The sequence below is a fragment of the Amycolatopsis nalaikhensis genome (genome assembly GCF_030264295.1).
Classification (GTDB): domain Bacteria; phylum Actinomycetota; class Actinomycetes; order Mycobacteriales; family Pseudonocardiaceae; genus Amycolatopsis; species Amycolatopsis nalaikhensis.
Genome location: NZ_CP127173.1, coordinates 8,465,355 through 8,480,714 on the forward strand (window position 1 = coordinate 8,465,355; position 15,360 = coordinate 8,480,714).

Below are 15,360 nucleotides of genomic sequence, written 5' to 3' on the forward strand. Positions count from 1 at the left end.
GTGCCCCGCGCGGGCATTGATGGAAGGATGGTGGTGAGACCGGGCGTCCGAACGGGACGCCCAGGCTCACTACAAAGAGTAGGTATTGGTATGGCTCAGGGCAGTGTCAAGTGGTTCAACGGTGAAAAGGGCTTCGGCTTCATCGCGCAGGACGGCGGGGGTCCGGACGTCTTCGTCCACTACTCCGAGATCCAGGGCAACGGCTTCAAGTCGCTCGACGAGGGCCAGCGCGTGGAGTTCGAAATCGGCCAGGGCCAGAAGGGCCCGCAGGCCCAGCGCGTGAGCGTCATCTGAGCCACGAGGCACGAAGGCCCTCGCCCCGCACCGGGGCGGGGGCCTTTCTCGTGCGCGGTCACACGGCAGGTTCACCACGGTCGGGTACCGTGGGTGGGGCGAGAGCACCCCGTATGCCGGCGTCCGGCCGTTTCACTCTCGCCGTGGCCACCGAGCCCGATCGCCGACAGGAGCGGTGACGTGCCCCGGCCACCCGTCGACCGCACACCCCGGGTGTTTCCGCCCCCGGGCTTTCCGCGCCCGGCCCGCTCCGGCGCGGCGCAGACCTCGAAGTGAGTAGTGCATGACCGCCTCCGTGAAGGCTCCCCGTCCGATCCCGAAGCCCGTGCTCTCCGGCCGCCAGACGCTGGCCGAGCTGATCACCATCCGCACGTTCCTGCTGGTCCCGTTCCTCGCGCTCGCCGCGGCCGTCCCGGTGTTCTGGGGGTGGGGTGTCAGCTGGCTCGACCTGACCATCGGCGGCGCGTTCTTCGTCGTCTCGACGCTCGGGATCACGGTCGGCTACCACCGCTACTTCACGCACGGCTCGTTCCGCGCGAAGCGGGCCCTGCGGATCGCGCTGGCCGTCGCCGGCGGGCTCGCGGCGCAGGGGCCGGTGATCGGCTGGGTCGCCGACCACCGCCGTCACCACGCCTTCTCCGACCGCGACGGCGACCCGCACTCGCCGTGGCTGTTCGGCACCTCCGCCGTCGCGCTGGCGCGCGGGTTCTGGCACGCCCACATGGGCTGGCTCTTCGGCCGGGACAAGACCAACGTCGACCGCTTCGCGCCGGACCTCGCCGCCGACCGCGACATGCGGATCGTCGACCGGCTCTTCCCGCTGTGGGTCGTGACGAGCCTGCTGCTGCCGCCGCTGCTCGGCGGGCTGATCACGCTGTCGTGGTGGGGCGCGCTGACCGCGTTCCTCTGGGCCGGCCTGGCGCGGATCTCCTTCCAGCACCACGTGACGTGGTCGGTGAACTCGATCTGCCACATGATCGGCGAGCGCCCGTTCGCCAGCCGCGACCGCTCGGCGAACTTCTGGCCGCTGGCCATCCTGTCGATGGGCGAGTCCTGGCACAACACGCACCACGCGGACCCGACGTCGGCCCGCCACGGCGTGCTGCGCGGCCAGCTCGACGTCTCGGCCAGGGTCATCTGGGTGTTCGAGAAGCTGGGCTGGGCGTGGAACGTCCGGTGGCCGACGGCCAAGCGCCTGGCGGCCATGGCCCGGTGACCACCGTCGCGCTGACCTTCGACGACGGCCCGTACCCGGAGACGACGCCTGGGTTGCTGGCCGCCCTCGACGGCGTGCGGGCCACGTTCTTCCTGTGGGGCGAGCACGCCGCGGCGCACCCCGGCCTGGTCCGGGACATCGCCGCGGCCGGGCACGAGATCGGCAACCACAGCTGGACGCACCCGCGGCTGACCGGCCTCGACGCCGGGGCCCGCGACCAGGAGGTCCGGCGCACGCAGGACCTCCTGGCCGAGCTCACCGGCACGCGTCCGGTGCTGTTCCGGCCGCCTTACGGCGACACCGACGCCGCGGTCGCGTCGACCATCGCCGCGCACGGGCTGACCGAGGTGCTCTGGAGCGTCGACACCCGCGACTGGGACGGCGCGCCCGCGGACGAGATCGTCGCCGCGGCCGCGGCGGCCGAGCCGGGCGGTGTCGTGCTCATGCACGAAGGCCGCCCGGCCACCTTGGCCGCCGTCCCCAGGATCCTCGCCGGACTCGCCGCCCGCGGGCTGCGGCCCGGCCCGGTCAGGGGTTGATGCGGAAGTACGCCGGCTTCGGGCGCAGGTTCTCGTCGAACAGGCAGGCCGCGCCCTCGCCGGGAAAGACGTCCGGCACCCACGAGTGCCGGTCGGTGAAGCCCCACGTGGTGAACTCGACGCACCGGCGCACCGACTGGCAGCCGTCCCACAGCTCGCCGAAGTAGCTCGCCTGGGTCGCGAGCTTGGCCGCGTCGGGTGGGGTCGGGATCCGGACGTCCGCCTCGGTGATCGCGGCGTCCACGCCGAGCTTGGCGAACCGGGCCAGGTTGGCGCGGTAGCCGTCCGGGAAGCCGTACTGGGTCGACAGGTGCGCCTGGATCCCGACGCCGCCGATCGGGACACCCTGCTTGCGCAACGTCTTCACCAGCTCGTACACGGCGTCGCTCTTCGGGTTGAGCCCTTCGATGTTGTAGTCGTTGATGTAGAGCGTCGCGTGCGGGTCGGCCGCGTGCGCCCAGCGGAAGACGTCGGCGACGAAGCCGTCACCGAGCTTCTGCCGGAACACGGTGTCCCGGCGCGTGCCGTCCTCGTTGAAGATCTCGTTGACGACGTCCCAGGCGCGGATCTTTCCCTTGTACCGCTTGACTTCGGTGGTGATGTGGTCGCGCAGGACGCGGCGCAGCTCGTCGGCGGGCAGCGCGGCGACCCAGTCGGGCAGCTGGGAGTGCCAGACCAGCGTGTGGCCGCGGACGGTCTTGTGGTGCTGCTGCGCGTACCGCACGATCGCGTCGGCGCCCGACCAGTCGTACTGCCCGCGCACCGCTTCGATGGTGCCCCACTTCATCTCGTTCTCCGGCGTCACGTTGTCGAATTCCCGCGTGAGCACGGCCCGGTAATCGGGTTCCGAAGCGAGATAGGACGCGGCGACCGCGCTCCCGACGTAGCGGTTCGTGGTGTATTGCAGCGGAACCGAGGCCGACGCTGCGGGCGCCTGCCAAACCGCAATACCCGCGAGCGCGGCGACCGCCAGCACGACACGTTTTTTAGGAATTGTTCTGAGCATGTTCGACCTTCCTCGTCAGCGAAAGTTTCGAGCGTTTCCTAACGGGTTTCGATGACCTAGAATCTCCTTCATGACAACGAAGTCCGAGGATCTCGAGCCCTCCGCGACCCGGGTCACGATCGCCCGGATCGCCGCCGAGACCGGCGTTTCCGTACCGACCGTTTCGAAGGTGCTGAACGGCCGCCCGGACGTCGCCGAAAGCACCCGCGCCCGGGTCGAAGCGGTGATTGGGAAATACGGATACCGGCGCCGGGCCGACGAACGGTCGCGGCGTTCCCGGTTGCTCGAGCTGATGTTCCACGAGCTGGAAAGCACGTGGGCCCTCGAAATCATCCGCGGGGTCGAGTACGTCGCCCGCGAAAACGGAATGGCGGTCGTGCTGGCGGAATCGTCGGGGCGGCACACGCCGGGGCAGAGCTGGCTGGAGAGCGTCCTGGCCCGGCGGCCGGTGGGCATCGTGTCGGTGTGCTCCGACTTCACCGGCGGGCAGCTGGCCAAGCTGCGCGCCCGCGACATCCCGCTGGTGGTGGTCGACCCGGCGGGTGCCCCCGGCCCGGAGACCCCGTCGATCGGGGCGACCAACTGGCAGGGCGGGCTGACCGCGACCCGGCACCTGGTGGGCCTCGGTCACCGCCGGATCGCGATGATCGGCGGGCCGGAAGGTGTGCTGTGCAGCCGAGCCCGCATCGACGGCTACCGCACGGCGCTGGAGACGGCCGGGCTGAAGTTCGACCCGGCGTTGGTCCGCCGCGGCGACTTCCACGTCCGGTCGGGCTACCGGGAGCTGGCGTCATTGCTCACGCTCCCGGACCGCCCGACGGCGGTGTTCGCCGGAAGTGACCTGCAGGCGCTGGGGGTGTACGAGGCGGCCCGCGACGCCGGGTTGCGGATCCCGGACGACCTGAGCGTGGTGGGTTTCGACGACCTGCCGATCGCCCGCTGGCTGACCCCGGAGCTGACCACGGTCCGCCAGCCCTTGCAGGAGATGGCGGCGGCCGGTGCCCGGCTGGCGATCGCGTTGGCGCGGGGAACGCACCCGGAGAGCCACCGGCTGGAGCTGGCGACGAGCCTGGTGGTCCGCCACAGCACGGCGGCCCCGGCCCACTCGGGGCCCCGAGCCCTCACGGGCTGACCGGCCCGCTCCCGTTCCGCGCGACCCGAGCGCCCCAATGTGGCCTTGGTTGCGTCTTGCGCACCGAAGGCCGCCTTGGTTGCGTCTGACGCACCGAAGGCCACATTGGGGCGCTTCGGTCCGCGCCCGAGTCGCCCGGGTCGCCCGCGTCGCCCGAGTCGCCCGCGTCGTCCGGGTCACCATGGGAACCGCTTGCTCTCCGGCGGCCCCAGATAGCTCGGCCGCAGCCCGCCCGTGTCGACCACCAGCTTCTGCACCACCACCGCCGGGTCGATCATCCACACCTTGAGCACGTGCGTCCCCGCCTGCCCGATCACGTGGCGGGTCGAGGTCAGGTTCACGTTGTCCGAGGTGGTCCGCTCCCACTGGCGGTTCATGGTCATGTCGTCGGCACCCGTGGCCTTCGTGATGTTCACGACCTGCGGTTCCGCGTCGTCGAACGCCACCGCGTACCGCAGCCCGTCCCCCTGCAGCACGTTGCTGCGCGGGGAGAGGTACGCCCACAGCGTCACCGGCCCCGCCGTGAACAGCGTCATCCGGTACTCCAGCCGCGGCCCCGCTCCGGGTGGCCGGCTCGCCGCCGTCACCGGGAACGGCGTCATCCCCGCGCCCGTGCGGCCCAGGTCCGGGATCCGGCGCCAGGCCGCGCCCGGCGCGCCGACGTTCGCGCTGCAGTGCTCGGCCTCCATCGACACGTACCCGCCCGCTTCGACGAACCCGCGCACCGGTCCCGCCGGGTTCCGGACGACCGCGTCCACCACCACCGACTCTCCCGCGCCCGTCACCGCGATCGGCACGGTCGTCGTGCCGCGCGGGGCGCGGGCCCAGTCGATCCGGACGGTCATCCGCAGCTCCTCCTCCACCCGGCCGCCGCGCGGCTCGACCAGCACCCACGGCGCACCGGCGGAGACGGTGCAGCGGAACGGCGTCCGCCCGCGGTTGAACACGTCGACGTACTGCTGCGGCGCGGTCTGGTACGGGCTGAACTCCGGCAGCACCGGACGTCCCGGACCGCCCGGCCACGCCTCCGAAGACCCGTCGACGGCCACCCCCAGCGACGCCGCCGCGGGCAGGTCCACCCGCCGGACCGCCGGGAAGATCACGTCCGGCAGCGCGACGTTGTTCAGCTCCGGCTGCTGCCAGGGCGCGTTCGGCCCGTAGCGGGCGACGTCGCCGTAGTCGATGTGCGGCTGGGTCTGGAAGCCCTTCCACTTGCCGCCCGCGATGCCCGTGTTGTACTTCTCCGCCAGCGCCAGGTCGTCGGCGAACCGGGCCTCGGTGACGGCGGCGAGCCCGTTCGCCGACGCCCGGCCCTGCGCCGCGTACAACAGGTTCGTGAACTCGGCGCGCCGCAGCGCGTACAGGTTCGCCGACGCCTGGACCTGGTACAGCACCAGCTCGTAGAACGCGTCCCGCCACGCCGCGGGCACCCGGGCGGCGATCCGGAGCGCCCGCGCGGAAAGGTCCTGCCACTCCTGCGTGACCCGGTCCAGCTCCCGGTAGTTCACCAGGCTGAACGGCGACGCCTGGTCGTCGTAGCCGATCGAGCCGTCCGGGTTCACGGTGATCAGCCGGTTGAGCAGCTCCGGCTTGCGCCGCGACTGCAGCCGCCCGTAGTCGTGCAGCACCCCGGCGACGTCGGAAGCCAGCCCCGCGCCGAAGTTCTCGGCCGCGAACGAACGCTCCCAGGTGGACAGCCGGTCGACCGGCCAAGCCGCCGGGTCCCAGGCGTAGTCGAGGAAGAACTGCAATGGCAGCTCGTTGCCCTTCATGTCGCCGACGTTGGCGACCCACAACCGGTCGTTGCCGTACGAAACCGCCTGGTTCAGCTGCTCCCACGTGTTCGCGATCAGCGCCGTGTCGACCCACTTGTAGTTGCGGCCGCCGCCGACGTAGTCGAAGTGGTAGTACAGCCCGTACCCGCCCGGATGCGGCGGGAGGGAGAGGTCCGGGTGCTTGCGGACGTTGCCCCAGTTGTCGTCGGTGAACACGACGATGACGTCGTCCGGCGGCTGCAGCCCCTGCGCCCAGTACCGCTGGACTTCCTTGTACAGCGTCCACACCTGCGGGACGTCGGTGCTCAGCTCGCGAGCGAGGATTTCCCGCTCCGCCGCGATGATCTCCCGCATCAGCTCGATGCCGTCGCCGTCGGGCAGGCTGACGTCGCCGTTGCCGCGCATGCCGAGTGTGACGACGCCTTCGAAGCCCTCGCGGGCCATCCGGCGGATGCCGTCGGTCCAGTAGGCCTTGATGGCGTCGCCGTTGCGGCGGAAGCTCCACTCCCCCGTCCCGCCGTACGGGTCGTGGCCCGGCGTCACGATCGTCCCCGACGAGTCGCGGACAGCCGGGACCGCGTGCCGGTTCCACTCCTCGATGCCCCGCATCATCGGCGCCTCGTGCGAGGTGCCCATGACGATGCCGTACTCCTGGGCCGTGGCGTGGTTGAGCGGGTCGTCCTCGGCGAACGCGCGACCCCACACCGCCGGCCACAGGTAGTTGGCCCGCAGCCGCAGCATCGTCTCGAAGACCTTGGCGAAGAACAGGTGGTTGAAGCCGTTCGGGAAACCCGGTGCCTTGCCGGGGCCGAAGTACGCGGGCGCCCACGTGCCCAGCGCCGGGTTTTCGTCGTTGATGAAGAACCCGCGGTACTTCACCTTCGGCGTGCCGAGGCTGAACCGCTCCCCCGGCAGGTGCAGTTCGGCTTGGCGCCGCGGCGGGACGTCGGCCCACCAGTACCACGGCGAGACGCCGATGCGCCGCGAAACCTCGTACACGCCGTAGATCACGCCGCGCTGGTCGCTGCCGGTGAGCACGAGCCGTCCGTCGACGACCTGGCTCAGCGACGTCTCCCACTTCCCGGCGATCCCGCCGACGTCCAGGCGGCCCGCCGCGACGAGCGAGTCGACCAGCGGGCTGTGCCCGAGGGTGCCGACGAGCACGACGGGCCCGTCCGCGGGCACGACGTCGAACGACACCGCGGGCCGCACGCCCGTGACGCGCTCGACGTCGGCGGCCAGGTCGCCGACGACCCGGCGCACCCCCGGGAAATCGCCGGAGCTGACGACGATCGTGGCGGCCTTCTTCCCGGCCACCAACGGAAAACCCGACCCGGCTTCCGCGAGACCCGGCAGGGCCGCCGACCCCGCCCCGGCCAGCGCGAGCAACTGCAAGAAGGCGCGACGATGGACCTCGGACGGCACGGCAGACCTCCTGTGTCAGCCCTTCACGGATCCGGTCAGCCCGCCGACGATGCGCCGTTCGGCGAGCACGAAGAACGCGAGCGCGGGGATCATCGACAACGCCGTGAACGCGAGCACGCGGGCGGTGTCCTGGGAGTACTGGGACTGGAACGTCGCGACGCCGAGCGGGAGCGTGAAGTGCGCGGAGTCGTTGAACACCAACAACGGCAGCAGGTAGGCGTTCCAGCTGGTGACGAAGGCGAGCACGGCGACCGTGGTCAGCGCGGGTGTCGACAGGGGCAGCAGGATGCGCCAGAAGAACCCCAGGCGGCTCGCGCCGTCGAGCACGGCCGCGTCCTCGATCTCGCCCGGGATGGCGTGCATGAACGGGCGCAGGATCACGATCGTCACCGGCAGCGAGAACGCCGCTTCCGGGATCGCCACGCCCCAGAAGCTTTCGAGCATGCCCAGCTGGCGCAGCCACAGGTAGAGCGGCAGCGTCGCCACCGTGAGCGGGAACAGCAGGCCGAGGGTGAAGAGCGTGTACACGCCTTCGCGGCCCTTGAACTGGTAGCGCGACAGCGCGTACCCCGCCATCGAGCCCAGGCCGACGGCGACCACGGTCGCGATCACGGCGATCAGCGCGCTGTTGCCGAGGAACTTCCAGAACGCGCTGGAGGAAAGGACCGACGCGTAGTTGTCGGTGACCCACGGGCCGGGCAGCCCGGCCGGGTCCGAGTTGATCTGCGCGTTGGTGCGGAACCCGCCGAACACGACGAACAGCAGCGGCACCACCGTCACGCCGATCACGACGATCGCCCCGAGGTATCCCGCGGCCACGCCGAACTTGCGCGAGTGCATCAGCCCACCATCCTCGTCAGGGCGCCCTCGGTGTCGCGACGCAGCGCGAACCGCTGGTACAGCAGCGCGAACACGAAACAGAAGACGAACAGGATCACCGCGACGGCCGAGCCGAACCCGAACTCGTAGCGCTTGAACCCGTGGTCGACCAGGTAGGTCGCCATCGTCGTCGACGCGTTCGCCGGCCCGCCCGTCGTCATGATCCACACGACGTCGAACAGCTGGAGCGAGCCGATCACCGACAGGAAGACCCAGATCCGGATGGTCGGCCCGAGCAGCGGCAGCACGACGTGCCGGGTGGTCTGCCAGGCCGAGGCGCCGTCGAGCGCCGCGGCCTCGCGCAGCTCCGCCGGCACCCCTTGCAGCCCGGCGAGCAGCAGGATGATGCCGAAGCCGATGAACTTCCAGGTGACGACCGCGAAGAGCGTGTAGAGCACGATCCCGGGGTCGGCCAGCCACTGGTGGACCAGGCCGCCCAGTCCGGCGGCCTGGAGCACCTGGTCGGCGAACCCGTGGGGCTGCAGCATGAGCACCCAGATCACCGCGGTGATCGCCTCGGACAGCACGTACGGTGCGAACACCAGGGCCCGCAGCACCGCGCGTCCGCGCAGCTTGCGGTTCAGCAGCATCGCCAGCCCGATCGACAGCGGCAGCTGCACCACGATCGACAGCCCGGCGATGATCAGGTTGTGCACGATGGCGCTCTGGAACACCTCGCCGGTGAAGGCGTCGACGTAGTTGTCGAAGCCGACGAAGTCGTCGAGCGGGCCGAAGCCGTTCCACTGGAACAGGCTGTAGAAGCCCGCGATGCCGATCGGCACCAGGACGAACCCGGCGAACAGCAGCAGGGCGGGCCCGAGCAGCAGGGCCAGCTCGAGCCGCTTGCCCAGGCTGGACCGCTTGGCCCGGGGCCGCGCCGCCGGTGCGGACGGCCGCGCCGCCGTCCGCACCGGCTTCGTCGCCGTGGTCACTTGTTGCCCGCCGCGGCCTGGTTGACGGCGGCCACGATGCCCTCGGGGGTGCCCTGGCCGGCGAACATGTTGGCCACGGCGTCGTTCAGAGCCGCGCCGACCGCGGTCGGGAACGCCTTGTCGAAGTACATCTGCAGGTAGGGCGCCTTGGTCCCGTAGTCGAAGACCTCCTTGAGCGTGTCGGTCTTCAGCGACTTCGCCGCGGCCGCGTTGACCGGCAGGCCGGTTCCCTGCGCCGCGAGCTGGGTCTGCACCGGCTCGGAGTTCAGGTACTGCAGGAAGTCCGCGCACGCCTTCGAGGCGCGGCTGGTGCAGGCGAAACCGTCGCCGCCGCCGAGCACGGCCGCCGGGTCGCCCTGACCGCCGGCGACCGACGGGAACGCGAACCAGCCGATCTTCGAGTCGAGGTCCTTGTCCTCGGTCAGCGAGGACATCGTGCCGGGCTCCCAGTCGCCCTGCAGCTCCATCGCCGCCTTGCCGTTGGCGACCAGGCCGGCGGAGCTGCCGGCGCCCTGCTGCGCGGGGGTGCCCGCGTAGCCGGTCTGGAACGGCTCGGTGGCCAGGAAGCTCTTGAGGTCCTGCCCGGCCTTCGTCCAGCACGGGTCCTCGAGCTTGACCGCCTTCACCGACTGCTTGAGCACGTCGGCGGAGCACTCGCGGACGGCGAAGTAGTTGTAGTAGAAGGCGTCCGGCCAGCGGTCCTTGCCGCCGACGGCGATCGGGGCGATGCCCTTGGCCTTCAGCTGCGAGACGGCGGCGTTGAGCTCGTCCATCGTCTTGGGCGGCGCGGTGATCCCGGCCTGCTGGAACAGGTCCTTCCGGTACCAGAAGCCGACGAAGTGCTGCGCGAACGGCACGCCGTACTGCTTGCCGTCGACCTGCCAGCTCTCGGCGAACTTGCCGGCCTGGCCGATCCACGACTTGGTCGCGTCGGTGATGTCGGCGAGCTTGCCCGAGGTGACCTGCGAGGCGAGCTCGCCGGCCCCCCAGGACTGGTAGACGTCCGGCGGCTCCGCACCCTGCAGGGCGAGGGGCACCTTGGTGGGGAAGTCCTCGTTCTGCAGCGGCTGCGCCTTGATCGTGACATCGGGGTGTGCCTGGTGGTAGTCGGTGACCACCTTCTCCCAGATCGACTTGATCGGGTCGGTGGTTCCGTTGTGCCACCAGGTGAGGGTGACCGGCCCGCTCGGCTGGGCGGGTGCTTCGCTCCCCCCGCTGCACGCGGACAGCGCGAGCGGGACTACGGCCGCCAGGGCGGCGAAAACGGGGATCCGGCGTTTGACAGACATCGTGGGTCCACTCCTGACGACTTCGGCCGAGTTGGACGGGGCGTGACAGCGCCCGGGTTGGCGAAGAGTTTGCTCCCGGGCAAAACGGATGTCAATCGTTGTCGATAACGTTTTCCATCGCTAGTCTGAGCCGATGCAGCCCAGTTCGAGGGTGACCATCCGTGACGTCGCCGCCCGTGCCGGCGTCTCGGTGGCCACGGTTTCAAAAGTGATCAACGAGCGCTACGGCGTCTCCGCCGCGACGCTCGCGAAGGTCCGCGCCGTCATCGAAGAGCTCGGCTACGAGGCCAGCCTCGTGGCGCAGAGCCTGAGAAACCACCGGACCAACGTCATCGGGATCCTGGTCGCCGACCTCGAACCGTTCTCGACCGAGCTGCTCAAGGGAGCCGCGGACGCCATCCGCGGCAGCGGGTTCGAACTCGTCGTCTACTCCGCGGGCGGGCGCACCGGCGACCCGGCGGGCTGGGAGAAGCGCTACCTGTCCCGGCTCTCGGGCACCCTCGTCGACGGCGCCGTGCTCGTCACGCCCGCCGTCTCGCTGGAAGCGGTCCCGGGCACGCCCGTCGTCGCCGTCGACCCGCACACCGGGCCGTCGCACCTGCCGACCATCGACTCCGACAACCTCCGCGGCGCGCAGCTGGCCACCGAGCACCTCCTGGAGCTGGGGCACCGGCGGATCGCGTTCCTCGCCGGGCGCCCCGACCTCGAGTCGGCGACCCTGCGAAAGGCGGGTTACCTGCGCGCCCTCGAAGCGGCGGGGGTGCCCGCCGACGAAACCCTGATCCGGGACGGCGCCTACGACCCCGAGGTCTCCGCGGCCTCGGCGCACGCCCTGCTGACCGGCCCGGACCGGCCCACGGCGATCTTCGCCGCGAACGACATCTCGGCCATCGCGACGGTCGACGCGGCCAGGGAGCTGGGGCTCTCGGTCCCCGACGACCTTTCCGTGGTGGGCTTCGACAACGTGCCCGAATCCGCGCTCTGCAGCCCGCCACTGACCACAGTGGACCAGCCGATCCGGGAGATGGGCCACCGGGCGATCAGCATGCTCATCGCGCTGATCAACGGCGACGACGTCGAGCGCACCCACGTCACCCTCGACACCGGCCTCGTGGTGCGGCACTCGACCCGGGCCCTCTCCTGAACCAGTGCCACCCGGAGCCCTTGGCGGCTCCTTTCCCGACGAAGGGCGGAAAGCCTTGACCACGCAGCCTGCCACGGCTCCCGAGCCGTGGCGCGACCCCGCGGCCGGCACCGGCGAACGCGTCCGTGCCCTGATGGCGCGGATGACCCTCCGCGAGAAGCTCGCGCAGCTCTACGGCATCTGGGTCGGCATCGACTCCGGCGGTGAAGTCGCGCCGCACCAGCACGACTTCGTCGACCCCGAGGTCGACTTCGACGAGCTGGTCCGCCACGGCATCGGGCAGCTGACCCGCGTCTTCGGCACCCGGCCGGTCGACCCGGTCGTCGGCGCGCACAGCCTGGCCCGCACCCAGCGCCAGATCGTCACCAGCAGCCGGTTCGGCATCCCGGCCGTGGTGCACGAGGAATGCCTGACCGGGCTGGCCGCGTGGCAGGCGACGATCTACCCGGCACCGCTGTCCTGGGGCGCGACGTTCGACCCGGACCTGGTGCGCCGGATGGCGGCGAAGATCGGCGAGACCATGCGGGGACTCGGCGTGCACCAAGGTCTGGCGCCGGTCCTCGACGTCGCCCGCGACCTGCGCTGGGGCCGCGTCGAGGAGACGATCGGCGAAGACCCGTACCTGGTCGGGACGATCGGCAGCGCGTACGTCGCCGGGCTCGAGTCGGCGGGGATCATCGCGACGCTCAAGCACTTCGTCGGCTACTCCGCCTCGCGCGCGGGGCGCAATCTGGCGCCGGTTTCGGCCGGGCCGCGCGAGATCGCCGACGTCCTGCTGCCGCCGTTCGAGCTGGCGCTGCGCGTGGGCGCCCGGTCGGTGATGAACGCCTACACCGACACGGACGGCCTCCCGTCCGCCGCCGACGCGTCCCTGCTGACCGGGCTGCTGCGCGACACCTACGGCTTCGGCGGCACCGTCGTCGCCGACTACTTCTCCATCGCGTTCCTGCACCGCCTGCACGGGGTCGCGGCCGGGCCCGGCGACGCCGCCGGGCAGGCGCTGACCGCGGGCATCGACGTGGAACTGCCCACCATGGACTGCTACGGCGAGCCCTTGCTCGCCGCGGTGGAAGGGGGTGCGGTCGACGCCGCCGCCGTCGACCGCGCCCTCGAACGGGTGCTGCGGCAGAAGTGCGAGCTGGGCCTGCTCGACGCGGACTGGGCGCCGGAGGTGCCCGAGGAGGTCGACCTCGACGACGCCGAATCGCGCGCGATCGCCCGGGAGGTGGCCGAGAAGTCGATCGTGCTGCTGCACAACGACGGGACGTTGCCGCTCTCCCCCGGCGCCCGCGTCGCCGTGGTCGGGCCGCGCGCGGACGAGGCGGGCGCGATGCTCGGCTGCTACTCGTTCCCGCTGCACGTCGGCGTGCACCACCCGGACGTCCCGTTCGGGGTCTCGGTGCCGACGGTGGTGGAGGCGATGAGGTCTTCGTTCGACGTCACCTACGCGCTGGGCTGCCCGGTCACCGGGGGCGACGACGACGGGATCGCGCAGGCCGTGGCCGCGTGCGAAGACGCGTCCGTGTGCGTGGCGGTGCTCGGTGACCACGCGGGACTGTTCGGCGGCGGGACGTCCGGCGAAGGCTGCGACGCGCCGGACCTGCGGCTGCCGGGCCGTCAGGAGGAACTGCTCGAAGCCCTGCTCGCGACCGGGAAGCCGGTCGTGGTCATCCTCCTGTCCGGACGGCCGTACGAGCTGTCCCGTCAGATTTCCCGGCTGGCCGCGGTGGTCTGCGGCTTCTACCCGGGCGAAGAGGGCGCGGCCGCGCTGGCCGGAGTCCTCAGTGGACGGATCAACCCGTCGGGCAGGCTGCCGGTGAGCTTCCCGGCGGCCGGGGCGAGCCAGCCGTCGACCTACCTCGCGGCGCCGCTGGGCCGCCGCAGCGAGGTGAGCACGGTGGACCCGTCGGCGCTGTTCCCGTTCGGGCACGGGCTGTCCTACGCGCCGGCGACCTGGCTGGACGTCAGCGCGACCGGGTCGCTTTGGCCGACCGACGGCGTCTGCCGGGTCCGCGTCACGCTCCGGAACGACCACGCCGTCGCGACCACCGAAGTGGTCCAGGTGTACCTGCACGACCCGGTGGCCGAGGTGGCCCGGCCGGAGCGGCAGCTGATCGCGGCGCGCCGGGTGGCGCTGGAGCCGGGCGCGACGGTCGTCGTGGACATCGGCCTGCACGCGGACCTGACGTCCTACACGGGTCGCGCGGGCGAGCGCATCGTCGACCCGGGCGACGTCGAACTGCGGGTGGGAACGTCGAGCGAGTCGTTCGCGGCGACGCTGCACTGCACGCTTTCCGGCCCGCGCCGGGCCGTCGGCTTCGACCGGGTCCTCGCCCCGGAGTTCTCGTCGTGAGACGCACTTCGCTGATCGCCGTGCTGGCGGTGCTGACCGCCTTGTTCGTCGGCGCTTCCGGGCGGCCGCCGTCGTCGCACTGGGTGGCGACGTGGACGTCGATGCCGCAGCTGACGGAGCCGTCGAACATGCCGCCGGCGCCGTTCACGGGGACCGATCGGGTGCTGGACAACGCTTCGGTGCGCCAGACGGCGCACGTGTCGGTCGGTGGCCCGCGGATCCGGCTGCGGTTTTCGAACGCCTTCGGTGGCGCGGTGCTGCCGTTGTCGGCGGTGTCGGTGGCCCGGCCCGCCGGGGGCGCGGCCGGGGTATCGGCGGTGGTCCCGGACAGCGTGGTGCCGGTGACGTTCCACGGCAAGCCGTCGACGGTGGTGCCGATGGGCGCGCAGGTGGTGTCGGACCCGTTGCCGTTCCCGGTGCGCGCGGGCGAGAACATCGCGGTGACGGCCTACCTCGCGCACGGGCAGGCGTCGCTGTCGATCACTTCGCACCCGGGTTCGCGGACGACGTCGTACCTGCTGGCGGGCGACCAGGTGTCGGCGCCGGACCTGCCGGGCGCGACGCCGGTGGACCACTGGTACTTCCTGAGCGGCATCGAGACGCTGTCCCCGGCATCGGCGGTGGCGGTGATCGGCGACTCGATCTCCGACGGCCGAGGCTCGACGACGAACGGCAACGACCGCTGGCCCGACATCCTGGCATCGCGCATCCCGTCGGCGGTGGTCAACCAGGCGGCGGGCGGCAACCGGGTGCTCCAGGACGGCCTGGGCCCGAACGTGCTGGCCCGCCTGGACCGCGACTTGCTGGCGACGAGCGGAGTGTCGTGGGCGATCGTGTTCGAGGGCGTGAACGACATCGGCACGGCCGCACCGGCCGACGCCGACACGGTCGCGGCGCAGCTGATCGACGCGTACGACCAGATCCTGGTCCGAGCACACGCGCAGGAGATCCGCGTGTACGGCGCGACGATCACCCCGTTCGGCGGAAACACGGGCTACGACACCCCGGAGCGCGAAGCGGCGCGGCAGCGGGTGAACGCGTGGATCCGCGAGCCGGGCCATTTCGACGCGGTGCTGGACTTCGACCGGGTGGCCCGAGACCCGGCGACCCCGGAGCGCCTCTTGCCTGCTTACGACGTCGGCGACCACCTCCACCTGAATCCGGCAGGATATCGCGCGCTGGGTTCGAGCGTTCCGGTTCAGCTATTCCGAGCAAGCTGAAAGAAATGTCCAGCGGGCGGAAAGTGGACAATTACGGGACTGTTTTCGGACCGGTCATCACTGATCGCCGAACCCGGCTTGACGGACGGTGATCAGCCCGGCGACGGCAATATCTGTTGGGACACAAGCGAGTCTCGAAGGCGGGGGCCTGTGCCG

The 15,360-nt window shown here is 71.2% G+C and carries 12 protein-coding genes; 7 read left to right on the forward strand and 5 right to left on the reverse strand.

What is annotated here, in order from left to right; translation table 11 throughout:
* Nucleotides 1-90: 90 nt before the first annotated feature.
* From QP939_RS41130 to QP939_RS41140, 3 genes are all read left to right on the forward strand, one after another.
* Nucleotides 91-294, forward strand: coding sequence for a cold-shock protein (locus tag QP939_RS41130; protein WP_072479091.1), 204 nt, complete (start codon nt 91-93; stop codon nt 292-294).
* A gap of 283 nt (nt 295-577) precedes the next feature.
* Nucleotides 578-1,510: an acyl-CoA desaturase gene (locus QP939_RS41135; RefSeq protein WP_285452013.1), complete on the forward strand. Its 933-nt coding sequence runs from the start codon at nt 578-580 to the stop codon at nt 1,508-1,510.
* Nucleotides 1,507-2,049: a polysaccharide deacetylase family protein gene (locus QP939_RS41140; protein WP_285452014.1), complete on the forward strand. Its 543-nt coding sequence runs from the start codon at nt 1,507-1,509 to the stop codon at nt 2,047-2,049. Before QP939_RS41135 ends, QP939_RS41140 begins: the two co-directional genes overlap by 4 nt.
* Here the strand turns inward: QP939_RS41140 and QP939_RS41145 are convergent.
* A complete protein-coding gene (locus tag QP939_RS41145) occupies nt 2,039-3,025 on the reverse strand; it encodes an endo-1,4-beta-xylanase (protein ID WP_285452015.1) in 987 nt (328 codons plus the stop codon). The genes QP939_RS41140 and QP939_RS41145 overlap by 11 nt on opposite strands.
* Before the next feature lie 100 nt (nt 3,026-3,125).
* Between QP939_RS41145 and QP939_RS41150 the strand changes: the two genes are divergently transcribed.
* Entirely contained in the window at nt 3,126-4,187 is a 1,062-nt protein-coding gene (locus QP939_RS41150) for a LacI family DNA-binding transcriptional regulator (RefSeq protein WP_285452016.1), read from the forward strand.
* Between the two features lie 176 nt (nt 4,188-4,363).
* Here QP939_RS41150 and QP939_RS41155 read toward each other — a convergent pair whose 3' ends face one another.
* Genes QP939_RS41155 through QP939_RS41170 form a run of 4 tightly spaced genes read right to left on the reverse strand, consistent with a single transcriptional unit; the run spans nt 4,364 to nt 10,487 of the window.
* Entirely contained in the window at nt 4,364-7,387 is a 3,024-nt protein-coding gene (locus QP939_RS41155; protein WP_285452017.1) for a glycosyl hydrolase 115 family protein, read from the reverse strand.
* A gap of 15 nt (nt 7,388-7,402) precedes the next feature.
* Nucleotides 7,403-8,227, reverse strand: a complete 825-nt coding sequence (locus QP939_RS41160; protein WP_285452018.1) for a carbohydrate ABC transporter permease — start codon at nt 8,225-8,227, stop codon at nt 7,403-7,405.
* Nucleotides 8,227-9,198 carry a carbohydrate ABC transporter permease gene (locus tag QP939_RS41165; RefSeq protein ID WP_285452019.1) on the reverse strand — a complete coding sequence of 324 codons (972 nt, stop codon included), beginning with the start codon at nt 9,196-9,198 and terminating at the stop codon, nt 8,227-8,229. Before QP939_RS41165 ends, QP939_RS41160 begins: the two co-directional genes overlap by 1 nt.
* A complete protein-coding gene (locus QP939_RS41170; RefSeq protein ID WP_285452020.1) occupies nt 9,195-10,487 on the reverse strand; it encodes an extracellular solute-binding protein in 1,293 nt (430 codons plus the stop codon). The genes QP939_RS41165 and QP939_RS41170 overlap by 4 nt, the downstream gene beginning before the upstream one ends.
* A gap of 133 nt (nt 10,488-10,620) precedes the next feature.
* On the opposite strand from QP939_RS41170, the gene QP939_RS41175 reads away from it, so the two are divergent.
* From QP939_RS41175 to QP939_RS41185, 3 genes are read left to right on the forward strand one after another with little or no spacing between them, the layout of a single operon-like run.
* Nucleotides 10,621-11,631: a LacI family DNA-binding transcriptional regulator gene (locus QP939_RS41175; protein WP_285452021.1), complete on the forward strand. Its 1,011-nt coding sequence runs from the start codon at nt 10,621-10,623 to the stop codon at nt 11,629-11,631.
* Between the two features lie 55 nt (nt 11,632-11,686).
* On the forward strand, nt 11,687-13,984 hold the full coding sequence (locus QP939_RS41180) for a beta-xylosidase/alpha-l-arabinosidase (protein WP_285452022.1): 2,298 nt from the start codon (nt 11,687-11,689) through the stop codon (nt 13,982-13,984).
* Between the two features lie 20 nt (nt 13,985-14,004).
* Entirely contained in the window at nt 14,005-15,204 is a 1,200-nt protein-coding gene (locus tag QP939_RS41185; protein WP_285452023.1) for an SGNH/GDSL hydrolase family protein, read from the forward strand.
* Nucleotides 15,205-15,360: the final 156 nt, after the last annotated feature.

Coding starts and splice junctions, on each gene's coding strand:
- QP939_RS41130 (WP_072479091.1), top strand. CDS start 91: ATGGCTCAGGGCAGTGTCAAGTGGTTCAACGGTGAAAAGGGCTTCGGC.
- QP939_RS41135 (WP_285452013.1), top strand. CDS start 578: ATGACCGCCTCCGTGAAGGCTCCCCGTCCGATCCCGAAGCCCGTGCTC.
- QP939_RS41150 (WP_285452016.1), top strand. CDS start 3,126: ATGACAACGAAGTCCGAGGATCTCGAGCCCTCCGCGACCCGGGTCACG.
- QP939_RS41160 (WP_285452018.1), bottom strand. CDS start 8,227: ATGCACTCGCGCAAGTTCGGCGTGGCCGCGGGATACCTCGGGGCGATC.
- QP939_RS41170 (WP_285452020.1), bottom strand. CDS start 10,487: ATGTCTGTCAAACGCCGGATCCCCGTTTTCGCCGCCCTGGCGGCCGTA.
- QP939_RS41175 (WP_285452021.1), top strand. CDS start 10,621: ATGCAGCCCAGTTCGAGGGTGACCATCCGTGACGTCGCCGCCCGTGCC.